This is a genomic window from Planotetraspora kaengkrachanensis (assembly GCF_016862895.1).
GTDB classification, from domain to species: domain Bacteria; phylum Actinomycetota; class Actinomycetes; order Streptosporangiales; family Streptosporangiaceae; genus Planotetraspora; species Planotetraspora kaengkrachanensis.
The window spans coordinates 1-25,163 of sequence record NZ_BONV01000032.1; the positions used below are offsets into that span (position 1 = coordinate 1).

The following is a 25,163-nucleotide window of genomic DNA, read 5'->3' on the forward strand; positions in this document are numbered from 1 at the left end:
TCACACTAGGTGCCGGGATACCTGTCCGGGCGCGGGTCGCCCGAACCGATGACCAGGTCGGTGAGGTCGTCGGCGAGCTCGATGACGGTGTCCCTGCCCTCCAGCCGGGACAGCCAGGACTGCGAGAGTGCCGCCTCGCCGTGGCGGGCGCCCAGGAGGTTGCCGCAGACGGAGCCCGTGGAGTCGCTGTCGCCCGAATGGTTCACGGCGAGCAGCAGCGCGCGGTCGATGTCGTCCTCGCCGACCAGGGCGCAGTAGACCCCGATCGCGAGAGCCTCCTCGGCGACCCAGGCGCCACCGAGCGTCTCGACGGCCTCCGGCGACGGGCGTCCCTCGCCCGCCAGGGCCACCGCGGCCTCCACCGCCGCGGTCGTCTCCTCATGTGCGGGCCGCTCGGCGATCAGGCGCAGAGTCTCCCGTACGGCCTGGCTCACCGTGCCGCCGCGCGAGACGAAGAAGACGATCGAGGCGAAGGCGCCGGCCGCGACGTACCCCGTGGGATGCCCGTGAGTGATCTGGGCGCACTCCGCGGCCAGCCGGAAGGCGCTGGACGCGTCCGGCGCGGCCAGGCCGAAGGGGGCGGAGCGCATGACGGTGCCGCAGCCCTTGGAACCGGGGTTCACCGGCCCCGGCATGCCAGGACCCGCGAGCGGGCCGAGGTTTCTACGCAGGCCGGACAGGCAGGCGTTTCCCGGCGCGCGCCGCGAGTACAGCCAGGCCTGCTCGCGGAGCCATCCCGTGCGGACGAGGCCGTCCGCGGCCGGCGGCGCCTGATGCTCCTGGGTGTCGAGCCAGCGCAGATAGGCGTTCCTGACGATGTCGACCTCGGCGCCGCCGACGCCCTTCTCCCTCTGGAGCACACCGGCGCGGATCAGCCCCTCGACGGTGAACAGCGTCATCTGCGTGTCGTCGGTGACCAGGCCGACCTTGCCGCGCCAGTCGTGCACGAAATCCGTCAGTCCTTCCCGGCCGTGGTTGCGCCGGATGACATTCAGGGAGTCGAACTCGATGGGCGCGCCCAAGGCGTCGCCGACCGCCCCGCCGAGCAGGCAGCCGCGCACCCTGCTCCGGAAGGTCGCACCTTCTGTTCCGCTCATGCCGTCTCGCCCGTGCACATGATCTCCTTTCGCCGGACCGACCGTAGCGACGCGGGCCGACATTCGCGACCGGCTGATCGCGGTCAGCGGATGTCAGCCCGCCCGGCGATGTACGGCCCGTGCACGGCGAGGCGCCTTCCGGAGGTGAACCATCGCAGGTCGAGGTCGGCCCAGCCCGCCGACCCGATGGTCTTCCAGGTCTCCCGGCTCGGATCGCACCCGTCCCCGCAGAGCCGGGAGACGCCGGCCCAGGCTGCCTGCGACCTCCGTGCCAACGTGCCGGACGGCGCCGCGACGTGCTCGAAGAACACGAAGCGGCCCGGGCGCCGCAGCACCCGCCGGATCTCGGAGAGCACGCGGCCGGGGTCGGCCACCGAGCACAGGACGACGGTCGTCAGGACGGCGTCCACACTCCGGTCGGGCAGCGGGATCTCCTCGGCCGGACAGCCGAGGATCGTGGGACGGCGGCCGTGGCCGGCGGCCGCGCGAGCCAGCCGTCGGTGCAGCCGGCCGTCCGGTTCGAGGCCGATCCAGGTCACGTCCGCGGGGAGCAGTCCGAAGTTGGCCCCCCGGCCGGCGCCGAGCTCGAGGACGGTGCCGGTCAGGGACGCGAGGAGCCGGTGTTTGAGGCTGGTGTAGGCGCCCATGTCGCCGACCGGTGTGCCCGCTCCCGCCGGGCCGAGATCGGTGCCCGGCCCGGCGGGACGTGCCGCGCTCATCCGCGGCGCCGTACGGTCAGACCCGGGATGAGCACCGCGGCGACGGCCAGGTGCATGCAGGCCAGGACCGCCGTGCCCGCGGCGCCGACCGCGCCGAGCGGGCCGGTGAGCGAGAACACGAGCACCACGGCGGCGATCACCGTCCACATGCGGCGGGCCTGGTTCGTGAGGCGCTCGAGCAGCGCCAGCGACGCCCAGGCGGCCAGCCCGGCGGCCAGGCTCGCGGCGACGACGGCGCCCGCCCCGACCTGCTGGTCGGCGCCGTTGAGCCGTACGGTCAGATCGATCCCGGCGACGGGGCCGGCCAGCGCCCAGATCGCGAGCGCGGCGGCGGAGGCGCCCGCCACGACGACGAGCCGGCGGACGCGGGTGGGGCGGTCGGACGCCGGCGAGGTGGAGACGGATGCGAGATCGGGGTGAGCGGACATCTGCTTTCCCTTCAAGGGGGGTGGGGGACGTTCCGTCGGGTCGCGTCCCTTGCGGTCCACCGCAGGATGACCCGGCTGCGCCGCCCGTCGCATCGGCCGCGGGGCCGCGGGCGGTACGACACAGGTCGGGCGGAGTACCGACTTTGGTCGGTGTCCGGGATCCGGGCCCCGCCCTACTGTGGGCGTGTGAATCTCGTGGAATGCGCACCGGCCGAGGTGATGAGCCCCCGCCCGGGCGCCCCCGGGCGGGTCGTCACGGTCGCGGTGACGATCGCGATGACCGCGATGACCGCTCTCGCGTTCTGGGGGCACTCCGACGCGCACGGCACGACGACGGTCCTGCTCCTCGACCTGGTGGTCGGCACGGCGGCCTGCGCCCTCATGCCCGTGCTGCTCCGCCGGCCGGTTACCGGAGTGCTGGCGTTGACGGTGCTGGCCGCGCTGTCACCGGTCGCCACTCCGACCGCCACCTTCGGTGCCTCGTACGTCGCCCGATGGCGCCGCTTCCCCGTCGCGGTCGCGGTTGCGGCGGCGGGGGTCGCGGCGCATGCGATCCAGGGCGTGTCGCGACCGCAGGGGGGACTGTCGTTCGGCTGGTGGGTGTTCGTGGTCGTCGTCGCGTACGCCGGGCTGATCGGCTGGGGCGCGCTGGGACAGGCCCGGCACAGCCTGATCGTGTCGCTGCGCGAGCGGGCCCACCGCGCCGAGGCGGAACAGGGCCGCCGGGTCGCCGAGGCGAGGGTCGCCGAGCGCGCCCAGATCGCCCGCGAGATGCACGACGTGCTGGCGCACCGCCTGTCGCTGGTCGCCACCTACGCGGGCGCACTGGAGTACCGGCCCGACGCGTCCCCGGAGAAGCTCTCCCGCGCCGCCGGCGTGGTGCGGGCGGGCGTGCACCAGGCGCTGGACGAGTTGCGCGCCGTCATCAGCCTGCTGCGCGACGACGACCAGGGGACCGCGGCCGACGGACGCCCGCAGCCGGTCCTGGCCGACCTGCCCCGGCTGGTCGGCGAATCGCTCGACGCGGGGATGCGGGTGCGGCTGGACGACCGGACGGCTGACCCGGAGGCGCTGCCGACCACGACCGGGCGGACGGCCTACCGCGTCGTCCAGGAAGGGCTGACCAACGCCAGGAAGCACGCTCCCGGCGTTCCCGTCGAGGTGACGCTGGACGGCCGGCCCGGCGCGGAGCTGGTCATCGACCTGCGCAACCCGCTGCCGGACGAGCCGTCCGCCGCCCCCCTCATCCCGGGCAGCGGCACCGGCCTGATCGGGCTGACCGAGCGGGTGCGGCTCGCCGGGGGACGGCTCGACCACGAGATCACCTCCGGGGAGTTCCGTCTCCGGGCCTCGCTACCATGGCCGGCGTGAGCCATGCTGTGCGCGTTCTCATCGTGGACGACGACCCCCTGGTGCGAGCCGGGCTTTCGCTGATGCTCGACGGCGCGAACGGCATCACGGTGGTCGCCGAGGCTGCCGACGGCGACGAGGTCCCGGCCGCGGTCGACGCGCACGCGCCCCAGGTCGTGCTCATGGACCTGCGCATGCCGCGGGTGGACGGGATCACGGCCGTCCACCGGCTGCGCCGGCGGCAGAGCCCCCCGGAGGTCATCGTGCTGACGACCTTCGACACCGACGAGAACGTCTTACGCGCGCTGCGCGCCGGCGCCAGCGGCTTCCTGCTCAAGGACACCCCGCCGGCCCAGATCGTGGACGCGGTGCGCCGGGTCGCGTCGGGGGACCCGATCCTGTCCCCGGCGATCACCCGCCGGTTGATGGAGAAGGTGGCCACCGCGTCCGGCGCGTACGAACGGGCGCGTGACGCCCTGGCCGGCCTGAGCCCCCGCGAGCACGACGTCGTCCTCGCCATCGCCCAGGGGCTGACGAACGCCGAGATCGCCGCCGAGCTCTTCATGAGCGTCGGCACGGTGAAGGCGCACATCACCCACATCCTGAACAAGCTCGGTCTCGGGAACCGCACGCAGATCGCACTCCTCGCCCACGACGCAGGTCTCGCCTGAGACGCGGCAGGGACCTGCCGCGCGCCCGCGTCCGGGTTAGGCCTCGCCGCCCCGGGTAGAGCGATTCACCGGAAGGAGGGGTGGAAGATGACGCAGAAAGTACGAGAAGTCATGACTCCCGGTCCGGTGATGCTGACCAGGGAGGCGACCGTCACCCAGGCCGCCAGGCTCATGCGCGACCAGGGCATCGGCGACGTCCTGGTGATCGGGGACGGCGAGCGGCTGTGCGGCGTGGTGACCGACCGTGACATCGTGGTACGCGGCGTCGCCGAGACCCGTGACGTGACGGCCACGCCGATCGGGGTGCTGTGCACCTCCGACGTGGTGACCGTCACCCCCGACCAGGACGCCGACGAGGTCGTCCGGCTGATGCGCGAGAAGGCCGTGCGCCGGGTTCCCGTCGTGGAGAACGGCCACCCGGTCGGCATCGTCTCGATCGGAGACATGGCCGTGGAGCGGGATCCGGCGTCGGCGTTGTCCGACATCAGCGCGGCACCGCCCAACAACTGAGGGCCGTACCGAGCGAAGGGCCCCCGCATCTCCCCTCCGGGGGTGCGGGGCGCCGTCCGCCGCGGCTCACGTCACGGTGACTCAACCCGTCAACTGCGGCTCATTTCGCGGCGCGTCGCCGGAGAAAGCCCAGGTCACAGGAGGGTTAGCCTGATCAGATGGACATCGCGCCGTTCGGCCAGGCAGGTCAGGGGTGGACGCAGCTCGCCCAGCTCGCGCTCGCCCTCGTCCTGTCCGCGGCGATCGGCCTGGAGCGTGAGATCAGGCAGCAGAGCGCGGGTTTGCGCACGCACACGACCGTGGGATTCGCCGCCGCACTGATCATGCTGGTGTCGAAGTTCGGATTCGGGGACGTGATCGGCGACCACGTCGTGCTCGACCCCTCCCGGGTGGCCGCGCAGATCGTGTCGGGGATCGGGTTCCTCGGGGCCGGCCTGATCTTCGTCCGGCGGGACGCCGTACGCGGGCTGACCACGGCGGCGGTCATCTGGCTCACGGCGGCGGTCGGCATGGCGGCGGGCGCCGGGCTCTGGCTCCCGGCGATCGCGGTGACGGCCGGGCACTACCTGGTGATGTTCGCCTTCACCCCGCTCGTCATGCGCCTGCCGCAGTCGAGGCACGCGCTCAGGCGGATGCTCGTCACCTATCAGGACAGGCACGGCGCCCTGCCCGCGGTCCTGTCCGAGTGCACGCGGCGCGGCTTCACCGTCACCGACCTGTCCGTGGCGCGACACGACGAGGTGCGTGATCCGCGGCTCGTCACCGTACGGTTCACCGTCCAGGGCCCGGGAGCGATCAGCGAGCTCACCGCGGCGCTGGCCGCGATCGACGGAGTGGTGAGGGTCTCGCGCGAGGACGCCGGCGATCCGGTGGTGCCGTGACGGCCAGGTCTCTGGGGCGAATCCGGGTCGCCGGACATTTGGCATAGATTCACCGCATGTTGATCCATCCGTGGGACGCCGCCGGTGACGACGAGGCGATGGCGTTCGTCCGGGCCAACGAGTTCGGCCATCTCATCGCCTCCGGCCGGGACCGGGACGTGCCGGTCGTGGTGCCGACGCAGTTCCTCGTGACCGGCGACTCCACGGTGGTGCTGCACCTCGCACGGCCCAACCCGATCTGGGGGGCGATCGAGGAGAACCCCATGGTCGTGCTGTCGGTCGCGGGTGACTGGGCCTACGTCGAAGGCGCATGGAAGGCTCTGCCGGGGACGGACGAGGACCCCCGTCTGGGCGTTCCCACCACCTACTACGCCGCTGTGCAACTCGTCTGCCGGGCGGAGGTCGTCACCGACGCGGAGGGCGTGCTCGACATCCTGCGCGCGCAGTTGGACCGCCTGGACGGCGGTCTGGCCGATCCTCGCGAGCACTCCCGGCGGCTTCCCGGCATCCGCGGCCTGCGGCTGGCCGTCCAGAGGATCAACGGCAAGTTCAAGTACGGCGGCAACGTCGACGAGGCGCACCGGCGTCATGTCGCGGACCGGCTCGCCGAGCGGGGCGGGCCCGGTGACGCGGCAGCCCGTGGCCACGTGCTCCGCCGGACGCCGTCCGGCGGCGTGGGGTGACGATCGGCGGACGAGACGTGCGGGCGGTTTAATGCTGCCGTAATTGCACACTGCGTGATCGCGAAACAACCGACGGTCAGCCTGGCTTCATGAGCGAAGCGCACGGTGCCGATCGGGCCCGCACCCCGGACGAGGTCTCCGCGTCATGGAAGCGCGAGGCCGTGGAACTGGCGGTGCTGTTCATGACAGTGGGCCTGGCCCACCTGCTCGCCATCCTTCTCGGGCACACCGACCCCGGTCCGATGTTGCTCGTGGGTCTGGGCATGGCGGTGATCGCGGGCGCCTTCGTCCACAAACGGCTGAGCGCGCGGCGCGGGCGCGTCCGCCTTCCCCGCGAGACGCGAGACGTCGCCGAGGACCGGCCCATGAGCCTGTGGCGCATCCGCACCCGCGTGGTCGACAGGCCGGGCCGGCTGGCCGACCTCGCCGGCGCGTTCGCCGGCCTGCGCTGCAACGTCCTCGCTCTGCACATCGCGGCCACCGGCGGGAGCGCCGTTTCGCCTTCCGGATGCGACGCCCTCGACGAGTTCGTGATCGAGGCGCCCGCCGGCCTCAGCATGCGGGACCTGGCGTCGGCCGTCGGCGGGGCCGGAGGGCTTGACACGGTGATCGTGCGCGCTCACGTGGAGGATCTGGTCGATCCCGGGGTCCAGGCACTGGTCCTGGCCCATAGCGTCAGCGAGGATCCGGATCGGCTGCCCGAGGCGATGGCGACGTTGTTGCGCGCACCCGCGGTCCACTGGCGGCGTCCCGGCGACACCGTCGATGGCGCGGGGGAACTCGGGACGACCCTGGTCGTGTCCGTCCATCCGGAACGCGCGCTCCTGGTGAGCCGCCCGGCGCTGCCGTTCACGCCGACGGAGGCGGCGAGGGCGGCCGCGCTGGCCGCGTCCGCCAGGCGGCGGCGCTATCACTCCGGCGGCGTACCCGGCCGTCCCGCTGGCGAATAGAACGCCCGGAGTTCGTCCGCCGTGCGTAGGGTCTCAGGATCGACCGCAGGTCTCGGGGCAGAACTTGACCTCGGGGTAGCGGGATGACGGCTTCTCCAGGAGGGACTGTCGCTGTGACTTCAGGTGCTGGTCGAGGAAGGCGGCCACGTAGGTGCGGGTGAGCTCTGCGCCACGGGCCGCGGGCAGGGTGGCGGGTAGGGGCTTGACGGCGAGGGCGTCCGCCATCAGTGGGCTGTCGGTGAAGGACTGGTGTTCGGCGCCCGTCAGAACGAGCCAGCGCTTCCATCCGGTCAGCAGCTTCCAGTCGCGGTCCCAGGAGTTGTCGCGCCCGCCGGGAAGGTGCTGCTCCGTGCCCATGAACAGGAACGGCTTGGAGAACCCGGTCTTGGGGATGCGGGCGTAGGTGGTGCCGTCCATGTCGATTCCGGCGCGGATCCGGGGGTCCTTGACCATGGCCGCCGGGGCGGCGGCCCCGCCGATCGACTGGCCCGCCATGGCGATCCTGGACCGGTCGATCACACGGGAGCCGTCCCACTTCGATGGCAGTTGGTCCAGGACGAAGGAGACGTCGGCCACCCGGCCCTGGACCGTCCCGGTGCCGAAGCCGGGGTCGGTGTCGCTGTCGCAGGCGAGGCATTCGGCGACCCGTCCATCGGAGAGGGTGGTGGCGTAGCTCTCGTAGGTGTGGTCGATCCCGGCCACGACATACCCCCTGCTGGCCAGGTCCTCGGCCAGGGAGGTGAGTGTGCTCATCGGCTTGGTGAAGCCGGGGGAGAGCACCACCAGGGGAAGCTTTCGTCCCGCGGGTGCGGCGTCCTGGACGGCGTTCGTGCGGGTCTTGCTCAGCGTGTCGTACGGCGCGCTCGCGATCCCCGAGCCTTTCAGGAGCAGCTCCGACTCCTTCGGCGTCATGTACAGCGCGCGCTGCCCGTCCCGCTGCTCGGTCGGGTACCACAGGGTGACCTTGAGCTCCCTGGCGTCGATGTCGAGGTTCCAGGGATCGGGGCGGGAGGTGTCCGTCAGATACAGAACGGTGGTGCCGACCGGACGGTCACCGGTAGGCGCGGGCAGGGTGGCGGGGCCGGTCGGTGTGACCGGCGGGGCGTCGGACCGGGGTGGTGCCGGGGTGGAGCAGGCGGACGCGGCCAGGACGACGGCCAGTCCCGCGGCGATGACCAGGATCTGTCTCATGGGGATCCGTTCACTTGTGCAGCAGGGTCAGGGCCTCGGCCAGCGCGGGGTCGCGCCCGGCGGCCGCGTCCTGCGGGGTCAGGGGCACGTAGTGGTCGGGCGGCACGCCGATCCGGTCGATCACCTCGCGATCGGGCCCGAGGTGGTGCCTGGCGGGGAAGCTCAGGACGGTGTTGTTGGCGAGCAGGTAGGACTGAGCCGGGCCGGAGATCACGCCGGCGGTTCTGGTGCCGACCAGCCGGCCGATGCGCAGGTCTTTGACCGCGGAGCTGAAGTGCTCGCACGCAGAGGCGCAGCCGTGGTCGACGAGCACGACCAGCGGCAGGTTGAGCAGCTCGACGGTGTCGTCGGTCGACGACTTCGCACACCTGCCGTCCACGGTGCACTGGTAGGCGGTGACCTTGCCGTGGACGAACGCGCTCACCAGCCGGGCCACCTCGACGGGGCTGCCGCCGCCGTTGCCGCGCAGGTCCAACATGACGCCGGCCAGCGTCCGGCCGGTGCGCAGCCTGGTGATCGCCTTGAGCACACGGTTCGCGGAGTCGGGAGCGAATCCGGTCATCCGTACGTAGGCGACGTCGTCGTTCAGCAGCTTCGACCTCACCACTTGCAGGGCGGCCAGGTCCCGCTGGTAGAGGCCGGGCTTGAGCGTGACCGTCCAGCGGCGGCCGGTGGTCTGCCGCAGGAGCCGCAACTCGACCGGACGCGCCTCGGGATACGTCGGATAGAGCGCGGCGATCGCGGGGGTGACCTTGCCGTCGACGAAGGGCGCCGAGCCGTTGACCGCTTCGATGACGTCCCCCGGGTGCAGTCCGGCGGCCCGCGCCGCGCCGCCGAGCACGGTGGTGACGAACAGCGGAGCAAGGGCGACGCGGGGGCTGCTGCCGTCCGTCTGCGAGCTGCTGACGTTCGCCTGGAGACCCAGGCCGTAGCCGTCGCCGTCGTAGTAGTCGAGCGGCCGTGCGTCATCGTGCGTCCATCGGGCGTGGTTGTCGCTGAGGGCGGCCACGATGGCCTCGAGGGTTGCGACGGCCAGCTTGTCACGCAGGTCGGGGACCTGGTCGGTGATCTTCCGGTAGGCGGTCGCGAAGGCGGCCCAGTCGGCTTTCCGGTCGCCGGTCAGCGCCGGCATGGTCGCGTCGGGCACGTCGCGTCCGTCGCGGTCGAGTTCCTGGGTCAGGGCGAGGAAACCGGCGGTCAGCAGCGTGCGGGGGTCCAGGGTCGGGCCGCTGTAGTAGTTGCCGAGGATGCAGAAGTACGCCTGCTCGATGACGTCGATCGTGGTGGCCGTCTCGGTCCCGAGCGGTCCCTGAGGGTGTGCGCAGGCCGTTGCGCCCACAGTGCTCGCCTGGGTGCGCGGTGGCGTCGGCGCCGTGCAGGCCGCCGCCAGGAAGAGGGCGAGTACGGCGGCTGCGGTCGTGTTGACGGTCATGACAGGCGCCTCCGGAGCCACCAGAAGGAGAACCATGTGAGCCCGAGGGTGAGCAGGGCGTAGATCCCGGTCTCGATCCACTGGAAGGCCCAGAAGCGCTCGAGGGGCTGGTACGTCGCGTGCTGGCGGTAGCCGAGGCGGTTGATCTCGAGCCAGCACGCGTCCAAGCCGTGTGGTCCCGCCTCCTGCGGCGAGCAGGGGCCCGACGTCACCGAGACGGGGACGGGCGCTTCTTCGCCGCTGCCGGCGATCGTACGTCCGGACGAATCGAGGAGGTCGCTGGACAGGACCCAGGAGCCCGCGTGGCCGGGAACCGCCGGTCTCGTGGAAATCTGCACAGGTCCGCCCTGCTCTTCTACGTGGATGCCGCCCATGTTCACCTGGCTGAGCTCGAAGGTCGCGGTGACCGGAGGCATCAGGTGGGGACGGACCAGCAGCGGCATGGCGAATTGGACCGCGGCGAAGACGGCCAGGGTGATGGCCATGGCGGGCAACGTGTGGCGCACCAGCATGCCCACGGCGACGCCGAGAATGAAGGCGAAGGCCGCGTACCCCATCGGTGCGATGCCACGCGCGCCGAACACCAGGGGAGCCATCAAGGCCAGGTCCGGAACGGCCGACTTGTCCAGGGGATCGGACCACCACGTCACCGCGAGGCCGCACACGCAGGCGGCGGCCATGGCCGCCAGGCCGACGATCCCGAGCTTGACCGCCAACCAGCGGTTGCGGGTGACGCTCTGGTTCCACACCAGCAGATGCGTGCCCGCCTCCAGTTCGCGGGTGATCAACGGTGCCCCCCAGAAGAGCCCGACCAGAGCGGGCAGGGCCAGCACGACGAAGCTGACGGCGACGAAGGGGAGCTGATGTTCGTCGAAGAAGCGGTCGAAGAACCGGTCGCAGGTGTCGTCCGGGGTGCAGCCGGCGATCCCGGCGGCGTAGCGGGAGGCCAGGTCCGGGCCGGTCAGGGCCAGCACGACGGTGAGGACGACGAGTACGGCGGCCATCATCGTGGCCGAGCCGCGGAACTGGCGCCAGGTCAGCCAGGTCATCGCTGCACCTCCAGGTGGGCTCGCCGGTTCTCCGTGGACGTGTCCATGTAGGCCAGGACGAGGTCTTCGAGGCTGAGCCGGCTGACCGTCCAGGCGGGGTCGTGGATCGGGGAGCCGGTACGGACGACGACGGTGCTCTGCTGATCGGTGTGGCTGACGGAGATCACTCGCTGGTCGAAGGGGAACCGATCGAAGGCGTGGCGGGGGCCGGTGAGGCGGTGGTGGGTGGCCAGTAACCGGTCGACTTCCCCGGCTACCCGGACGCGGGAGTCGACGAGGACGATCAGGTGGTCGCAGACCTTTTCCAGGTCGGAGACCAGGTGGGAGGAGAGCACCACGCTCAGCTTGTGCTCGGCCGTGGCCTCCGTCAGCCGCTGCAGAAACTCGCGGCGGGCGAGCGGGTCGAGCGAAGCGACCGGCTCATCCATGATCAGCAGTTCGGGCCGTTTGGCCAGGCCCAGGGTGAGGGCGAGCTGGGCGCGCTGGCCGCCCGACAGCTTGCCTGCCCGGTGCGAGGGATCGAGCCCGAGCTGTCCGCTGCGCTCCCGCGCGAGCGCGGCGTCCCAGCGGGGGTTGAGCCGGGCGCCCAATCGCAGGTGTTCGGCAACGGACAGTGCCGCGTAGAGGGGGGTGTCCTGGGCGACGAACCCGACTCTGGCCAGTTGCGCAGGCGTGCTCCCGGGCCGCCCGCCGAGCACCGTGATGTCACCCGTCGTGGGCTCCAACTGGCCGCCGGCCAGCTTCAGCAGCGTGGTCTTGCCGGCTCCGTTGGGGCCGACCAGCCCGACGACGTGGCCTGCCGGGATGTCGACGGTGCACTCGCGCAGCGCCCAGCGCTTGCCGTACCTCTTGCCCAGTGCCTGGGCCTGCAGAACAGAAGTCACGCTGTGTCCTCCTGAGAGGTGGTCCGAAAGGCGGTCATGAACGGCGCCCCGATGCCTTCGGTGAGGTCGCGGCTTCAGAGCGGCGTGATGGCGGGAACGAAACTAGGCACTGCCCCTGCCGGTGCGCGTCGGCCGTCATGCCGAGATGTCGTACCTCCTGAGAACGAAGGGCCGTCAGGTCATCCCTGCGATGTACTCCCGAAGACCGTGAGGCCCGTCACAACGGCCGATGCGTGACGGACAGGCAGGCGGTGACAATGTGCCGGTGGAAACCGGTGAACGACTGCCGTGGTGGCGGCATGTGCTCGACCTGGACAGCCGGCTGGACTACCCGGACCGGCGCGGCGTCCGGGAGACGCCGGGGCTGAGCAGCGAAGCACTTCCACGGCTGTCTCGCAGAGCACTGGCCGCCGACGTGGTGGTCGCGATCGTCCTGACGGTCATCGCGGTGACCGTATCGGTGAGCTATTCCGTGAACGACTCTGATGCGGATCGGCCCCAAGTGATCGAATACTTCCGGCTCCAACCTGCTCCGCCGCCCCCGGCGCCGGTTCCTGATCTCCCGCCCGCTCCTGATCCCCCGACCGGCCACCCGTCACCTCCTCGCGTCCTGCCCGACGTCCCGTCCCGACCTCCTGGCAACCTGTCCGGCGACGCGCCTGCCCAGCCTCGGCCCTACGACCCGCCCGTGTTCCTTGTGGCGCTGACGGCGTTGCCGCTGGCGGCGCGGCGCCGGTACCCGCTCATCACCTTCTGGGTGGTGCTGGCCGCGGCGCTGGCCACCCACGCGGGTGCGACCTGGATCACCGTGCTGACCTGTGCCGTCGCCGCGTACGGTGCCGTCGCCTACAGCCGTAACCGGCTCCTGGCCATGGGTGGCCTCGTGCTCGCGGCCGTGCTCGCTGGGAGCGCTTTCCGGGACGTCGCGCCTGGGCTGCCGAATTGGATGGGGCCGTTCGTCGTCCTGCTGAGCGTCGGCGTCTTCGGGAGCTTCGTCCGTTTCTGGCGGCGACAGCTGGGAGCCAGCCGGCATCGGCTCGCCGAGCTGCAGCAGGCGCAGGCGGACGCCATGCACAGGGCCGTCGCGGAGGAGCGCTCCCGGATCGCGGCGGAGCTCCACGATGTGGTGACACACAATGTCAGCGTGATGGTGATCCAGGCCGGTGCGGCCCGCAAGGTCATGGACGTGGAACCGGAGCAGTCGAAGCAGGCCCTGCTCGCGATCGAGTCCGGCGGCCGGGCCGCCATGGCCGAACTGCGCCATGTCATGGGCCTGCTCGCCGGCCCGGGCGGCGAGCGTCTCGACGGGCCTTCCGACGGGCTCGAACCCCAACCCGGGCTCGACCAGCTCGACGCCCTGGTGGAGCGGGTCCGCGCCGCCGGCGTGCCGGTGAGCGTCGAGGTGTCGGCGCCGGGGCCGCTGCCTCCCGGGATCGACCTCGCCGCCTACCGCGTCGTACAGGAGGCCCTCACTAACACGATCAAGCACGCGGCCGGGGCCGCCGCGTCGGTGACGATCGGTCATGACGGCGACTGGCTGGAGATCGAGGTGACCGACACCGGCGGGACACGGAGCGCCTGGCCGCGGACCGGCGACGGCAGGGGGCTGATCGGGTTGCGCGAGCGGCTCGCCGTCTACGGTGGGACTCTGGACGCCGGACGGACTGTCGGGGGCGGATTCCGGATCAAGGCCCGCGTCCCATGGAGGACGACATGACCGAGCGGTTGCGCGCCGTCATCGCCGACGACCAGGCACTGGTACGCACGGGATTCCGCATGATCCTCACCGCCGACGGCATCGAAGTGGCGGCCGAGGCCGCCAACGGGGACGAAGCCGTCGCCGCGGTCCGCCGTACCAGGCCCGACGTCGTGCTCATGGACATCCGGATGCCGCAGATGGACGGCCTCGAAGCCACCCGGCGGATCCTCGCGGGCGGCGCCGAGGACACCCGCGTGCTGATCCTGACCACCTACGACCTCGACCACTACGTGTACGCCGCGCTCGCAGCGGGGGCGAGCGGGTTCCTGCTCAAGGACGTCACACCCGAACACCTGGTGGCCGCGGTACGCATGGTGCGCTCCGGCGACGCCCTGCTCGCGCCCACCATCACCCGCCGCCTGGTCGAACGTTTCGCCCGCCGCGACAACGTGAAGCCCGCCCTCCACCGCGATCTGTCCGAGCTGACGCCACGGGAACTGGACGTGCTGCGCCTGCTCGCCACCGGCCTGAGCAACGCCGAACTCGCCGACCGGCTGACCCTCAGCGTGGCCACGGTGAAGACCCACGTCGCGCGCATCCTGTCCAAGCTCGGCCTGCGTGACCGTGTGCAAGCCGTGGTGGTCGCCTACGAGACCGGCCTGATCTCCCCCGGCGGCACCGGCTGACCTGGCCCGGTCTCCGTCTGTGCTCGTGCTCTATCGTGCACATACGGCGGATCCGACTGCATGCAACTGAATCGGAGGAACACCTCCAGTGACCCATAAAGTGACGAACTGGGCGGGCAACGTCGCATTCCGCGCCGAGCGCGTCGAACGTCCCTCCTCCCTGGACGAACTGCGCGCACTGGTCGCGCGGAGCCCGAAGGTCCGCGTGCTGGGCAGCGGGCACTCGTTCAACGACATCGCCGACTCGTCCGGGTCGCTGGTCGCGCTCGACGGCCTGCCGGCCGACGTGGAGATCGACAGCGCCTCCGCGACCGTGCGGATCGCCGCGAGCGTGCGCTACGCCGAACTCGGCCGCCGCCTGCATGAGAAGGGCTGGGCCGTACCCAATCTCGCGTCGCTGCCGCACATCTCCGTCGCCGGATCCTGCGCGACGGGCACGCACGGCTCGGGGAACGCCAACGGGGGTCTCGCCACCGCCGTCACCGCGATCGAGATGGTCACCGCGGACGGCGACCTCGTCACGCTGAGCAGGGACGCGGACGGGGACCGCTTCCCCGGAGCCGTCGTGGCCCTCGGCGCGCTCGGGGCGGTCGTCACGATGACGCTGGACATCGTCCCGGCGTTCGAGGTGCGGCAGTACGTCTACGAGGGGCTCGCGGGCGAGGTGCTCGACGAGCGTTTCGAGGACGTCGTCTCCTCGGCCTACAGCGTGAGCCTGTTCACCGACTGGCGGACGTCCCGGATCAACCAGGTCTGGGTGAAGGAGCGCGTCGAGGGGGAGGGCGACGCACCCGCGCCGAGCCTGTTCGGGGCAACGCCCGCGGACGGCCCGCGGCACCCCGTCCCCGGTGTCGCGGCCGACGCCTGCACGACCCAGATGGGCGTCTCCGGGCCGTGGTTCGAGCGTCTCCCGCACTTCCGGCCCGACTTCACCCCGAGCAGCGGCGAGGAGCTTCAGGCGGAGTACCTGCTGCCCCGGCGGCACGCCGTCGCCGCGCTGCACGCACTGGACGACATCCGGGACCGGATCGCCGCGGTCCTGCAGATCTCCGAGATCCGCACCGTCGCGGCCGACGACCTGTGGCTGAGCCCCTCCTACGGGCGTGACACCGTGGCCTTCCACTTCACCTGGGTCAAGGACACGGCGGCGGTGCTCCCCGTGCTGGCCATGATCGAGGAGCGGCTGGCGCCGTTCGATCCCAGGCCGCACTGGGGCAAGCTCTTCACTGTGGCGCCGGAGGTCCTGCGGTCCCGTTACGACCGGATGGACGACTTCCGCGCCCTCGCCCAGGCGCTCGACCCCGCGAGGACCTTCGCCAACGAGTTCGTCGGCAGGTACGTCCTCGGCATCTGAGGCGGCCCCCCGGCTCTCTCCTGGTGCTCCTCACCTCTGATCAGGTGAGGAGCACCACTTCCACGGAGGGCCCGCGCACGGAGTAGTCCGTCGCCCCGGGCACCGGCGGTTGGGTAGGGGGCTACTCATGCGCCGCCCCAGGGTCCGGGGTCACGCTGGGCGGCATGGTGCGGGAGCGGGACGGGCTGGTGCGGGGCCGGCTGCTGGCCGAGCTGTGCGGAGCGCCGGGAAGTGAATCGGCCCGGCGGGTGACGGTGGTCGCCGCGCCCGCGGGGTGCGGGAAGACGACTCTGCTCGCCCACCACGCCGCGAGCTTTCCCGGGCCGGTGGCCTGGCTCCGCCTCGAGCCCGGCGACGCCGCCCCGCCGGCGCTGGCGCGCCGGCTCAGGAACGCCCTCGCTCCGCTCCTGCCCGATGCGGGCGGGGACGCGGCCGCGGCGGTCGACGCGTCCCGGGAGATCCCTCCCGGCGGCCTTCTGGTCGTCGACGACCTCCACTACCTGTACGGCACGCCCGCCGAGGGCCAGATCGAGCGCCTGCTGAGCGCCGCGCCCGTCCAGGCCGTGCTCGCGAGCCGCCGGATGCCTGGCATCAACCTGCACCGGCACGAGCTCGGCCCGGTGACCCTCGTCGGCCAGGACGCGCTGCGCTTCCGCACGTGGGAGGTCGAGCGCCTGTTCCGCGACGTCTACGCCGAGCCGCTGCTGCCCGAGGACGCGGCCGTCCTGACCAGGCGGGCGGGCGGCTGGGCGGCGGGACTGCACATGTTCCACCTCTCGACCTCCGGGCGGTCAGCCGGCGAACGCGGGGCCGCCGTCCGCGCCCTGGACGGCAGACTTCCGCAGTCGCAGGCGTATCTGGCGCGGACCGTCCTCGCGGACCTCCCCGAGGGCGCGCGCGACTTCCTGGTGCGGACGTGCGTCTTCACCGTCCTCACTGCGGAGCGATGCGACCTGCTGCTCGGCACAGACGACGCCCGCAGGCACCTTCACCGGCTCGCCGCCCTCCAGGCGTTCACGCTCAGCCCCGACCACGGGCGCACCTTCCGCTACCACGAGGCGCTGCGCGCGCACCTGGAGATCGAGCTCGCCGAGGATCTCGGTGAGCAGGGCGCCCGCGAGTGGCACGGCAGAGCGGCCGCCCTGCTCGAGGCGGAAGGCGCCTACGCGGACGCCGCGCAGGCGTACGCACGGGCCGCCGACTGGCCGGCCGTACGGCGTCTCATCCCGAAGACCGGGCTCGGCGGGCCGCCCGGAGATGCGGGTGCACCGGACGCGAGCCCTGTGGCGGGCGCGTGGCACCCCGGGCCACCGGAGGAGGGGGACCTCCGGCATGACGAGCTGCCCGCCTGGCTGGTCGCGGAGGAGCCGCTGCTGCTGCTCGCGCAGGGCCGCCATCTCTTCAGCCGCGGTCGGGCCGACCAGGCCGTGGACGTCCTGCGGCAGGCGGAGCAACGAGCGCGGCACCCCTCGACACTCGCGGCCTGCCGACGCCATCGGGCACTCGCCGCCACCTGGTCGCCCCGCGCCCCCGTAGGCGGCACGCCTCCGCACTGGACGGCCGAGCTGCGGGCGGCGACCCGGGCGAACCCCGGCGAGTTGAGCGGTTCGCGGCCGGTGGCGGTGCTCGCCGCGCGGCTGCTCTGCGGGGACGTGGCCGCCGCCCGGCGGCTGGCCGCGACCGCCGACCCGGACGGCCTCGATCTGGACGGCCTTGTGTCGCGGCTCGTACGCGGAGGCTTCGCGGCGGCCGACGGCGATCCCGGCGCGGCCGTCGAGCTTGAGCGGGTCGCCGACGACGCGGAGCGGGCCCGCCTGCCCTGGTTGTCGCGGATGTCGAGGGTCGTGCCCGCACTCGGCGGGACGGAGCCCGACAGGAAGGAGGCCCGCAGGATCGCGGAGGAATGCGAGCGCGACCACGATCCGTGGGGAGCGCTGCTGGCTGCCTCCGTGTGGTGCGCGGCCGACCTGGTGTGGGGCCGGCCGGCTCAGGAGGCGGCCGACGAGGTCGTCCGGCTGGCCCGGCCCCTGGGCGCGGACGTGTTCGCCGCCTGGGCCGGCGCCGTGCACGGCGTGCTCGCGGGGGCCGGCTCGGAGGAGGCGAGGAGGGCCGACGCACAGGCGAGGGCCGCCGGAGTGCCCGCCGCGCGCACGCTCGCGACGGCCGTTCGGACGGCTCACGCCTTCCGTCGCCGGCAGGCCGCCGGCGCGCCTGACGATCTCCGCTCGCCGGTTCACCCGCCCGAGCGGGCACACGCGGACGGACGCCCGGAGGAGGGCGAACCGGTGGTCCGCTGCTTCGGCGGCTTCGCCGTCCAGGTCGCCGGCCAGGCGCTGGACCTGTCCGGCGTGCGCCCGAAGGCACGAACCGTGCTGCGCCTGCTCGCGGTCAACGCGGGCCGCCCGGTGCACCGTGACGTGCTGCTCGCGGCGCTGTGGCCCGACAGCGACCCCGCGGCGGCCACGCGCGGCCTGCACGTCGCCCTGTCGGCGCTGCGCACCTCGCTGTCCGCCCACCGCCTGGCCGGCGTGGTCGCCAGGCGAGGGGAGGCGTACCTTCTCGACGCGCCGTGCGACGTCGCCCGGTTCCGCCGGGCCCTGCGCGGGCCGCGAACGGCCCCGGCCCTGGAGAGCGTGCTCGAGATGTACGGCGGCGACCTGCTTCCCGAGGACGGCGCCGCCGAGTGGGTCGTCCACGAGAGGGAGGTGCTGCGCACGCAGGCGGCCGAGTGCGCGAGCGAACTCGCCGCGCTGCGGCTGGCCGCGGGCCGGCCGGACGCGGCGGTGCTCGCGGCCGCCCGATGCCTGGAGATCGATGAGTGGCACGACCCCGCGTGGCGGACGCTCATCGACGCCTACGACCGGCTCGGTGACGTGATGTCCGCGGCCAGGACGCGCAGGCGTTACTCCGCGATGCTGGACGACCTGGAGGTCCCGGCACGGTGATCGGCCCGGCCACACCGAACCCGGCCCGGTCGTCCTCGGCGCGGCGAAAAGTTTTCTCCGGCCGGATGTAGAGATGCGTCCTGCGGCTCCGACGTCCCTGTGAAAGCCAACGAACAGGGGAGAGAGCGATGAGCACGGTATTCGTCTCGGTGGGCATGTCCCTCGACGGTTACATCGCCGGGCCGAACGCCCGGCCGGGCAACCCGCTCGGAGACGGCGGGCCGCCGATCCACACCTGGATGTACGAGACGGCGACCTTCCGCGAGCGCCTGGGGTTCGGCGCAGGCGGCGAGACCGGGCCGGACGACGACATCGTCCGGCACACCTTCGACCGGATCGGCGCCAACGTGATGGGACGGCGCATGTTCGACGAGGGCGAGGTGGGCTGGCCGGAGGAGGCGCCGTTCGGCACCCCGGTCTTCGTGGTCACCAACCACGCGCGCGAGCCGTGGGTCAGGAAGGGCGGGACCACGTTCTTCTTCGTCACCGACGGCATCGAGAGCGCCCTCGCGCAGGCGAAGGAGGCCGCGGGTGACAAGGACGTGCGGATCTCGGGCGGCGCGGACGTCGTCAGGCAGTACCTGTCCGCGGGCCTGGTCGACGAGCTCGACATCGAACTCGCCCCGGTGCTGCTCGGCTCGGGCAACCGGCTGTTCGACGGCCTGGCCGGGGCCGGGGACATCAGGTTGCGGACCGAGGGGCGGGTCGCCCACCTCAGGTACCGCGTCGCCAAGTGATCGACTGAATTTCGACTGGACTGCGAGGAGGACGACGATGAAGACGGACCTGCTGAAGGTGCCGGGCGCGAACCTGTACTACGAGGTCCGCGGATCGGGCCCGGTCCTGCTGCTGATCTGCGGCGGAGTCTACGACGCCGCCGGATACGCCGGCCTTGCCGACCGCCTGGCCGACCGGTACACGGTGGTGACCTATGACCGGCGTGGCAACTCGCGCAGCCCGCTGGACGGGCAGCGCGAGCACCAGAGCATCGAGGTGCACGGCGACGACGCGCACCGCGTCCTGGACGCCGTGGGAGTCACGGAAGGCGATCCGGCGTACGTGTTCGGCAACAGCTCCGGCGCGATGATCGGCCTGGAGCTCGCCGCCCGGCATCCCGGGCAGGTGCGGGTGCTGGTCGCCCACGAGCCGCCCCTGTTCGACCTGCTGCCCGACCGCGACCACTGGAGGGCCGTCATCCGGGACGTGGAGGACGCCTTCGTCAAGGAGGGGGCCGCAGCCGCCCAGCAGGCACTCGCCGCCGGCCTGCGGATGAGGGGCGGCGAGCCCGCGGAGGAGCCCTCCGACGAGGGACGACGCGTCCCCGGCGGCGAGCAGGCCCCACGAGGGACGCCGGACCCTGAGACGCTCGCGATGATGGCCCGGCTGGAAGGCAACATGGAGTTCTTCATCGGCTACGAGGTGCCGCCGTTCTCCAGGTACGTCCCCGACTTCGCCGCCCTCCGGAAATCGCGGGCGCGGGTGGTGGCCGCGATGGGGGAGGAGTCGGACGGCGAGCCGCCGAACCGGGCGGCACTCGCGGTGGCCGAGCTGACGGGGACGCGACCGGTGGCGTTCCCCGGCGACCACGGAGGCTTCGGCGCGCTGCCCGGCGCGTTCGCCGCCCGACTCCACGAGGTGATCGCGGGCGCGCTCTGAGGGATCCGGCACGGGCATGGCCCGCCGCGGTGGCGTGGGGCGGACGCCCTTGATGCTGTTCCTTCAGGCGTCACCCGGGACGGCGCAGCCGTCAGGGGCGCAGATCCCGTCCTCGTCGGCGAGCGCTGTCAGCGGGACGGGATCCGCGTTCTTCTCCCGCCACGCTCGGGTGATGGCGGCCAGCAGGTCGTCGGTGTCGACGGCGCCGGGGATGGCGTACGTTCGGTCGAGCACCAGGAAGGGAGCGCCGCGGGAGCCGAGGCGCTCGGCCTCCCGCTGGTCGTCAGTCACCTGAGCCAGAAAACGCCGGCTGCGCAACGCCTGCTCGGCCTCGGCGCGATCCAGGCCGATCTCGGCGGCGAAGTCCAGGACCTCGTTCGCGGTCCACAGATTGCGGGCCTGGCCGAAGTGAGCCCGGAAGATCGCGCTCCAGGCCTCGTCGCCGCGGCCCTGCTCGGTGGCGTACGCGAGCAACTGGTGGGCCAAGTCCGTCGGCCCGAGCGTGCGATCGAGGGCGTGGTAAGGCGTCAGCCCTTCTGCGTGGGCGGCCGTCTCGATCGCCCTCAGGGTCCGCTCTCCCGTCGCCCGCGGCATCCCGGCCAGGTCGAACAGGCGCCGCTGCGTGACGCCCGTCCGCGGCAGGTCGGGGTGAAGCTGGATCGACCGGTGGACCACCCGCACGTGCGCGGCATGCGGGAACCGCTCCAGCGCGCGCTTGAGCCGGTGCTCCATCAGGCCGCAGTACGGGCAGATCACATCCGACCAGAACTCGATCTTCATGTACATCGGTCCTCCGCTCTACTTACTTTTTGTTCTTAACCGCATGGTGCATAAGATTCGGAAGGCCTACAAAATGCACATTGATGTGCGTGGGAGGTGGCGACGTGGCGGCGAAGAACGTGCGAGCGCGGGTGCGCGACGTCCCCGGACCGTGTGCGCGGTGGGGCGACGACGACGCCGACTTCATCCGTGAGGTGCTCGACCTCGTCGGGGACAAGTGGAGCGTGCTGATCATCGGCACGCTCGCCGACGGCCCGGCCCGCTACTCCGAGCTCGCCGCCGCGATTCCGGGCGTCTCCCAGCGCATGCTGACGCTGACGCTGAAGCACCTGCAGCGCTACGGCCTGCTCGCCCGCACGGCCTATCCGGAGGTCCCGCCCAGGGTCGAATACCGCCTGACCGTGCTCGGCCGCTCGCTCCTGTCCACCGTCCTCGCACTGGCGGAATGGTCCGCCGACAACCATGCCGAGGTCCGCCGCAACCAGGAGGCCTTCGACGGCGCGACCGCCGTGGACTGACCCCGCTCCTGTGCCGCGAAATCCGAGGCGTCGTCACGGATCTTCCGGCGGTTAGGCTCCGGAGCGTGAACGACTTCAAGTGCACGCAGTGCGGTGAGATCGGCCTGGAGCCGGGCTTCATCGAGGACGCGGGCCAGAGCTCGCAGGGATACCTGCGATGGATCGAGGGCGCCCTCGAACGAGGGCCGTTCGGCGGAGCCAGGAGGCTGGGCCGGCAACGCTGGCAGGTCGACGCGTACCGCTGCCCGAGGTGCGCTCACCTGGAACTGTTCGCGACCTCGGAGATCTGACGCGCTTCCCGGCGTCCGGATCGGCTTGCGGGCGGATGTGACCCTGTTGGGCGGGAGATTGCCCGACCTCCAGGGTGGTGCAACCCCGGGGTGGTGCAACCCCGGGGTGGTGCAACCCCAGGGTGTGCAACCCGGGTGGTGATCATGCACAACCTCGCGAGCATGCGCGCTGACCTGCGCCAACCTCGACCGTGATCATGCACAGATTCGGCCATCACATCGTCTGCCTGGGGTTACGCGTGTCGTGATCATGCACCGGCACGTGCATGATCACGAATAGTGGACGCCCAGGTCAGACGCGTTGATCACGAATCTGCGCATGATCACGATTCGCGTTGCGCCTGCTCAGCGGGCGGATGACCGAGGCTTTGCATGATCACACCCAAGGTTCGCTCGTGCATGATCACACCCAAGGTTCGCTCGTGCATGATCACACCCAAGGTTCGCTTGTGCATGATCACGCGGGGTGGGCGACTCAAGGCGTGGCGGTGTCGACGACGACGCGGACGTGGGCGGGCAGCATGCGCTCGGCAGCGGCGCGCAGCCGGTCGGGATCCAGGCCGGGCGCCTTGATGAGCACCTGGTTGGCGACCGAACCGGGAAGCGGGGTGCCGGGCTCGTCCGAGCCGACGCATCCGCCGGTGTCGACGACCTCCAGGTCCCTGCCGGTGAGCAGCCGCAACTGGTCCCGGAGCCCGTGCAGCGTGCCGCGGGCGCGCGAGTCGGCTACCGCGCGGGCGATCATCGCGCGGCGCTGGTGCACGGTCCAGTGCTCGTCCAGGCTCAGCGCCACCCAACCGGCGAGCCAGTCCAGCATGTCCTCAGGGGCGAGCTCGGGGCTCAGGTAGCTGTCCAGGCAGTCGAGCGTGGTGAACACCGGAGCGAGCACCTCGTCCAGTGCCGCGGTGAGCCGCTGGGTGTATCCGTCCTCGGCGTACAGGGAGGGCAGCGCCTCGCCGATCGGGAACGCGGTGCCGAGCCCGCTCAGGCCGCCGCGCATCTAGACCTCCACCTTGATCTGGTGTGCGTAGGAGAAGACCAGCGCGTTCGGCGTGAGGTCGATGACCTGGGCCTGCGTGGTGCGTTCCCCGGTCACCGGGTCGGCCTTGAACAGCAGGACCTCCTCGACGAGCTCGACGCCCGCCACCCGTTGCAGCACCGCGAAGACCTCTCCGGTCTGTACGGCCCTGCCGAACGGCCAGCCTCTGCCGTCCGGCCCGCCGACCAGCGGGTTGAGATAGGTCCGCAGCGCCAGCAGGGCGCGGTCGCGGACCCCGTCGCGCGAGGCGTCCCGCGCCGCCCTGAGCCGGGACACCACGGTGATCCCCTGGTAGAAGGGCGGTTCGACGACGACCCTTGCGCCGACGCAACGACGTTCGTCGAGGTGGGCGGTCACCCGGTCGCGCAGCGGCCCGGGGACCCGGAGGTCGCGGAACGCCACCTCGACCGGGTCGGGCACGGCGGGGACCAGCAGCACGCGCACGCCGGCCGCGACGCCGCGCTCGTCCGCGCCCACGGGGACGCACCGCACCCGGGCGAGGTCGGGCGCCGCCTCCCTCGCGAGCTGCTCGTAGTCCCCGGTGGTCACGGCGCGGTCCCGGGTGCGCAGCAGCAGCGGGCCGCGCACCGCCGCGTCCTGCACGGACTCCGCGTCCACGCCGCCCGTGGCGGGCCTGCGGTTGGTCACCGAGGCGACGTACGGCACGGCGTCGCGCTGGACGACGAGCGTGTTGCGGGCGACGTTGCCCCTGCGCCCGCCGCCGGTCCGGTAGACGGGGACGCGGACGACGCCTCGTTTGGGCGGCACGCCTCCGTGCTGCCGCAGCGACCCGTCCGCCTCCCGGACGGCGGGCCCGAACTCGATCGTCCCCTCCGCCCTGTCCACCCGGATGTGCCGGTCGCCGGGCCCCGATTCCGCGAACGAGGCGACCTCCCACCACTCCTGGAAGCCGCCGTTGCCGACCACCAGCACCACCAGGGGCTTGTCGGAGCTGATGATCGGGGCGTGTTGGGTGCCGAACCGCTGGCCGGGGATCGCCTCGCTCGTGCCGAGCACCTCGTCGTACACGAAGTCGGAGTGCACGGCCGCGACCGTGCCGCCGATGGTGGAGGCCGCGGCGGCGTGCAGCCGGGGCGAGGAGGTGTAGAACGGCTGGCCCGCGCCGGGCTCGGAGACCACGCAGCGCAGCCAGCCGGCGGCGTGCCGGCCGACCACCGACGTGACGTGCCCCTCGGGCACGTGCAGGACCACGTCGCCGGGCCGGTTCAGCCCTCCGGTGGTGTCACGGTCGACCTCACAGGCTGTCCAGCCGTCACCCGTGTAGGCCTCCCAGACCAGCGGCGGATTGCGCGGGTCCACGCCTGCGCCCGTGAGTTCGCACTCCACGCGCAGCAGCACCGCGCATCGGGGCACCGCGACGGACAGGCCGAAGTAGAGCAGGTCACCGGCGACCGGCGCCTCGGCGAAGCAGGCGAAACCCTGGCCGGTGGCGAGGTCGTCGCCGCGGTCGACCGGCTCGCCGCCACCACTTTGTGTCATCACGCGGACCAGCGCGGACGGCGGCATGACGAGTTCGTCCTCGGTGGTGAAGACAACGGGCTCGTCCCCCTCCTTGCGCTCGGCCGCGATCTGCGCGCCCGACCGGATCGCGACCGGCTGCCGCTGCGCGGCCGACAGCCAGTAGGTGACCTGGGTGCGCGCCGCCGTCGGCGGGAACAGGCGCACGCCGATCAGCTCCAGGTAACGCAGGTAGTGCAGGTCGGTCACCTGGTTGAGCCGGTACAGGAGCTGGTCGACCATGAACGCGAACGTCTCGATCAGCGTCACGCCGGGATCGGAGACATTGTGGTCGGTCCACTCGGGGCAACGCTGCTGGACCAGGCGCTTGGCCTCGTCCACCAGGTCCTGGAACCGCCGGTCGTCGAGGTCGGGCACGGGCAGGGCCATCAGATCTCTCCCTCGTCGTCGGTGGGAGCCGCGTGGCCTGCGGGGCCCGCGTCGTCGGGGATCACGTAGAACGGGAACACGAGGTTGCGGGGATCGTTGTCGCCGCGCAGCGCGTACCTGATGTCGAGCAGCAGGATCCCCTGGTCCACCTGGTCGAAGTGCACGACGACGTCGTCGAGGTCGATGCGCGGCTCCCACCGTTCGAGCGCGAGGCGCACCTCCGAGGCGAGCCTGCCCGCGGTCCGGGCGTCCGCGGGCGCGAAGACCAGGTCGTGGATGGCGCAGCCGAACTCGGGCCGCATCGGCCGCTCGCCCGGCGAGGTGCCGAGGATGAGCCTGATGCTCTCCGCGATCTCCCGCTCCCCCCGGACCAGCGCGATCGAGCCGGTCGCGTCGGTGCGCACGGGGAAGGTCCAGCCCGCGCCGATGAAGTCGGACGCCAT

General features: G+C 72.0%; 25 protein-coding genes. 14 read left to right on the forward strand and 11 right to left on the reverse strand.

The features are described from left to right. Positions 1-5 precede the first annotated feature (5 nt). The 3 genes from Pka01_RS28445 to Pka01_RS28455 all read right to left on the reverse strand — a co-directional run bounded on the left by Pka01_RS28445 (position 6) and on the right by Pka01_RS28455 (position 2,244). Positions 6-1,097 carry an ADP-ribosylglycohydrolase family protein gene (locus Pka01_RS28445; protein ID WP_203885984.1) on the reverse strand — a complete coding sequence of 364 codons (1,092 nt, stop codon included), beginning with the start codon at positions 1,095-1,097 and terminating at the stop codon, positions 6-8. Positions 1,098-1,180: 83 nt separating this feature from the next. Further along, complete coding sequence (locus Pka01_RS28450; RefSeq protein WP_203885985.1) at positions 1,181-1,816, reverse strand: class I SAM-dependent methyltransferase; 636 nt, start codon at positions 1,814-1,816, stop codon at positions 1,181-1,183. Then, positions 1,813-2,244 (reverse strand): DUF6069 family protein, encoded by a 432-nt coding sequence (locus Pka01_RS28455; RefSeq protein ID WP_203885986.1) that lies wholly within the window; start codon positions 2,242-2,244, stop codon positions 1,813-1,815. Before Pka01_RS28455 ends, Pka01_RS28450 begins: the two co-directional genes overlap by 4 nt. A gap of 186 nt (positions 2,245-2,430) precedes the next feature. Between Pka01_RS28455 and Pka01_RS28460 the strand changes: the two genes are divergently transcribed. The 6 genes from Pka01_RS28460 to Pka01_RS28485 all read left to right on the forward strand — a co-directional run bounded on the left by Pka01_RS28460 (position 2,431) and on the right by Pka01_RS28485 (position 7,289). Next, positions 2,431-3,615 carry a sensor histidine kinase gene (locus Pka01_RS28460; RefSeq protein ID WP_239115463.1) on the forward strand — a complete coding sequence of 395 codons (1,185 nt, stop codon included), beginning with the start codon at positions 2,431-2,433 and terminating at the stop codon, positions 3,613-3,615. Next, complete coding sequence (locus Pka01_RS28465; protein ID WP_203885987.1) at positions 3,603-4,265, forward strand: response regulator; 663 nt, start codon at positions 3,603-3,605, stop codon at positions 4,263-4,265. The genes Pka01_RS28460 and Pka01_RS28465 overlap by 13 nt, the downstream gene beginning before the upstream one ends. Positions 4,266-4,352: 87 nt before the next feature. Continuing rightward, entirely contained in the window at positions 4,353-4,775 is a 423-nt protein-coding gene (locus Pka01_RS28470) for a CBS domain-containing protein (protein WP_203885988.1), read from the forward strand. Between the two features lie 158 nt (positions 4,776-4,933). Further along, on the forward strand, positions 4,934-5,656 hold the full coding sequence (locus Pka01_RS28475; protein WP_203885989.1) for an MgtC/SapB family protein: 723 nt from the start codon (positions 4,934-4,936) through the stop codon (positions 5,654-5,656). 56 nt (positions 5,657-5,712) lie between these two features. Continuing rightward, entirely contained in the window at positions 5,713-6,339 is a 627-nt protein-coding gene (locus Pka01_RS28480) for an FMN-binding negative transcriptional regulator (protein WP_203885990.1), read from the forward strand. A gap of 89 nt (positions 6,340-6,428) precedes the next feature. Continuing rightward, a complete protein-coding gene (locus Pka01_RS28485) occupies positions 6,429-7,289 on the forward strand; it encodes an ACT domain-containing protein (RefSeq protein WP_203885991.1) in 861 nt (286 codons plus the stop codon). Between the two features lie 33 nt (positions 7,290-7,322). On the opposite strand, the gene Pka01_RS28490 is transcribed toward Pka01_RS28485, so the two are convergent. Genes Pka01_RS28490 through Pka01_RS28505 form a run of 4 tightly spaced genes read right to left on the reverse strand, consistent with a single transcriptional unit; the run spans position 7,323 to position 11,845 of the window. Further along, positions 7,323-8,480 (reverse strand): alpha/beta hydrolase family protein, encoded by a 1,158-nt coding sequence (locus Pka01_RS28490; protein WP_203885992.1) that lies wholly within the window; start codon positions 8,478-8,480, stop codon positions 7,323-7,325. Positions 8,481-8,490: 10 nt separating this feature from the next. Continuing rightward, positions 8,491-9,912 (reverse strand): S41 family peptidase, encoded by a 1,422-nt coding sequence (locus tag Pka01_RS28495; RefSeq protein WP_203885993.1) that lies wholly within the window; start codon positions 9,910-9,912, stop codon positions 8,491-8,493. Continuing rightward, on the reverse strand, positions 9,909-10,961 hold the full coding sequence (locus Pka01_RS28500; RefSeq protein ID WP_203885994.1) for an ABC-2 membrane transporter-related protein: 1,053 nt from the start codon (positions 10,959-10,961) through the stop codon (positions 9,909-9,911). Before Pka01_RS28500 ends, Pka01_RS28495 begins: the two co-directional genes overlap by 4 nt. Next, entirely contained in the window at positions 10,958-11,845 is an 888-nt protein-coding gene (locus tag Pka01_RS28505; protein ID WP_203885995.1) for an ABC transporter ATP-binding protein, read from the reverse strand. The genes Pka01_RS28500 and Pka01_RS28505 overlap by 4 nt, the downstream gene beginning before the upstream one ends. 265 nt (positions 11,846-12,110) lie before the next feature. Here Pka01_RS28505 and Pka01_RS28510 point away from each other — a divergent pair, with 265 nt between their 5' ends. From Pka01_RS28510 to Pka01_RS28535, 6 genes are all read left to right on the forward strand, one after another. Continuing rightward, entirely contained in the window at positions 12,111-13,562 is a 1,452-nt protein-coding gene (locus Pka01_RS28510) for a sensor histidine kinase (RefSeq protein ID WP_239115465.1), read from the forward strand. Next, entirely contained in the window at positions 13,559-14,230 is a 672-nt protein-coding gene (locus Pka01_RS28515; protein WP_203885996.1) for a response regulator, read from the forward strand. The genes Pka01_RS28510 and Pka01_RS28515 overlap by 4 nt, the downstream gene beginning before the upstream one ends. A gap of 88 nt (positions 14,231-14,318) precedes the next feature. Further along, positions 14,319-15,584, forward strand: coding sequence for a D-arabinono-1,4-lactone oxidase (locus Pka01_RS28520; protein WP_203885997.1), 1,266 nt, complete (start codon positions 14,319-14,321; stop codon positions 15,582-15,584). 164 nt (positions 15,585-15,748) lie between these two features. Then, positions 15,749-18,529 carry an AfsR/SARP family transcriptional regulator gene (locus Pka01_RS28525; RefSeq protein WP_203885998.1) on the forward strand — a complete coding sequence of 927 codons (2,781 nt, stop codon included), beginning with the start codon at positions 15,749-15,751 and terminating at the stop codon, positions 18,527-18,529. A 128-nt stretch (positions 18,530-18,657) separates the two neighbouring features. After that, entirely contained in the window at positions 18,658-19,266 is a 609-nt protein-coding gene (locus tag Pka01_RS28530) for a dihydrofolate reductase family protein (protein WP_203885999.1), read from the forward strand. Positions 19,267-19,303: 37 nt separating this feature from the next. Then, positions 19,304-20,185, forward strand: coding sequence for an alpha/beta fold hydrolase (locus Pka01_RS28535; protein ID WP_203886000.1), 882 nt, complete (start codon positions 19,304-19,306; stop codon positions 20,183-20,185). A gap of 63 nt (positions 20,186-20,248) precedes the next feature. Here the strand turns inward: Pka01_RS28535 and Pka01_RS28540 are convergent, their stop codons facing one another. After that, on the reverse strand, positions 20,249-20,965 hold the full coding sequence (locus tag Pka01_RS28540; RefSeq protein ID WP_203886001.1) for a DsbA family oxidoreductase: 717 nt from the start codon (positions 20,963-20,965) through the stop codon (positions 20,249-20,251). 104 nt (positions 20,966-21,069) lie between these two features. Here Pka01_RS28540 and Pka01_RS28545 point away from each other — a divergent pair, with 104 nt between their 5' ends. Together Pka01_RS28545 and Pka01_RS28550 are read left to right on the forward strand one after the other, a co-directional pair. Then, the gene (locus Pka01_RS28545; RefSeq protein WP_239115468.1) at positions 21,070-21,483 is read left to right on the forward strand and encodes a winged helix-turn-helix transcriptional regulator; all 414 of its coding nucleotides are present in this window, start codon (positions 21,070-21,072) and stop codon (positions 21,481-21,483) included. Positions 21,484-21,548: 65 nt separating this feature from the next. Further along, positions 21,549-21,773, forward strand: coding sequence for a hypothetical protein (locus tag Pka01_RS28550; protein WP_203886003.1), 225 nt, complete (start codon positions 21,549-21,551; stop codon positions 21,771-21,773). Positions 21,774-22,248: 475 nt separating this feature from the next. Here the strand turns inward: Pka01_RS28550 and Pka01_RS28555 are convergent, their stop codons facing one another. The 3 genes from Pka01_RS28555 to Pka01_RS28565 are packed head-to-tail and all read right to left on the reverse strand — an operon-like array spanning position 22,249 to position 25,163. Further along, a complete protein-coding gene (locus Pka01_RS28555) occupies positions 22,249-22,773 on the reverse strand; it encodes a phage tail protein (RefSeq protein ID WP_203886004.1) in 525 nt (174 codons plus the stop codon). After that, positions 22,774-24,720: a putative baseplate assembly protein gene (locus tag Pka01_RS28560; RefSeq protein WP_203886005.1), complete on the reverse strand. Its 1,947-nt coding sequence runs from the start codon at positions 24,718-24,720 to the stop codon at positions 22,774-22,776. Further along, positions 24,720-25,163 (reverse strand): GPW/gp25 family protein, encoded by a 444-nt coding sequence (locus Pka01_RS28565; RefSeq protein WP_203886006.1) that lies wholly within the window; start codon positions 25,161-25,163, stop codon positions 24,720-24,722. Before Pka01_RS28565 ends, Pka01_RS28560 begins: the two co-directional genes overlap by 1 nt.

Excerpts from the sequence above, each read along its gene's own strand:
- Pka01_RS28495 (WP_203885993.1), bottom strand. The coding sequence starts at position 9,912 with ATGACCGTCAACACGACCGCAGCCGCCGTACTCGCCCTCTTCCTGGCG.
- Pka01_RS28445 (WP_203885984.1), bottom strand. The coding sequence starts at position 1,097 with ATGAGCGGAACAGAAGGTGCGACCTTCCGGAGCAGGGTGCGCGGCTGC.
- Pka01_RS28475 (WP_203885989.1), top strand. The coding sequence starts at position 4,934 with ATGGACATCGCGCCGTTCGGCCAGGCAGGTCAGGGGTGGACGCAGCTC.
- Pka01_RS28555 (WP_203886004.1), bottom strand. The coding sequence starts at position 22,773 with ATGCGCGGCGGCCTGAGCGGGCTCGGCACCGCGTTCCCGATCGGCGAG.
- Pka01_RS28515 (WP_203885996.1), top strand. The coding sequence starts at position 13,559 with ATGACCGAGCGGTTGCGCGCCGTCATCGCCGACGACCAGGCACTGGTA.
- Pka01_RS28530 (WP_203885999.1), top strand. The coding sequence starts at position 18,658 with ATGAGCACGGTATTCGTCTCGGTGGGCATGTCCCTCGACGGTTACATC.
- Pka01_RS28465 (WP_203885987.1), top strand. The coding sequence starts at position 3,603 with ATGGCCGGCGTGAGCCATGCTGTGCGCGTTCTCATCGTGGACGACGAC.
- Pka01_RS28535 (WP_203886000.1), top strand. The coding sequence starts at position 19,304 with ATGAAGACGGACCTGCTGAAGGTGCCGGGCGCGAACCTGTACTACGAG.
- Pka01_RS28480 (WP_203885990.1), top strand. The coding sequence starts at position 5,713 with ATGTTGATCCATCCGTGGGACGCCGCCGGTGACGACGAGGCGATGGCG.
- Pka01_RS28500 (WP_203885994.1), bottom strand. The coding sequence starts at position 10,961 with ATGACCTGGCTGACCTGGCGCCAGTTCCGCGGCTCGGCCACGATGATG.
- Pka01_RS28470 (WP_203885988.1), top strand. The coding sequence starts at position 4,353 with ATGACGCAGAAAGTACGAGAAGTCATGACTCCCGGTCCGGTGATGCTG.
- Pka01_RS28455 (WP_203885986.1), bottom strand. The coding sequence starts at position 2,244 with ATGTCCGCTCACCCCGATCTCGCATCCGTCTCCACCTCGCCGGCGTCC.
- Pka01_RS28540 (WP_203886001.1), bottom strand. The coding sequence starts at position 20,965 with ATGAAGATCGAGTTCTGGTCGGATGTGATCTGCCCGTACTGCGGCCTG.
- Pka01_RS28490 (WP_203885992.1), bottom strand. The coding sequence starts at position 8,480 with ATGAGACAGATCCTGGTCATCGCCGCGGGACTGGCCGTCGTCCTGGCC.
- Pka01_RS28565 (WP_203886006.1), bottom strand. The coding sequence starts at position 25,163 with ATGGCGTCCGACTTCATCGGCGCGGGCTGGACCTTCCCCGTGCGCACC.
- Pka01_RS28560 (WP_203886005.1), bottom strand. The coding sequence starts at position 24,720 with ATGGCCCTGCCCGTGCCCGACCTCGACGACCGGCGGTTCCAGGACCTG.
- Pka01_RS28525 (WP_203885998.1), top strand. The coding sequence starts at position 15,749 with ATGGTGCGGGAGCGGGACGGGCTGGTGCGGGGCCGGCTGCTGGCCGAG.
- Pka01_RS28450 (WP_203885985.1), bottom strand. The coding sequence starts at position 1,816 with ATGAGCGCGGCACGTCCCGCCGGGCCGGGCACCGATCTCGGCCCGGCG.
- Pka01_RS28485 (WP_203885991.1), top strand. The coding sequence starts at position 6,429 with ATGAGCGAAGCGCACGGTGCCGATCGGGCCCGCACCCCGGACGAGGTC.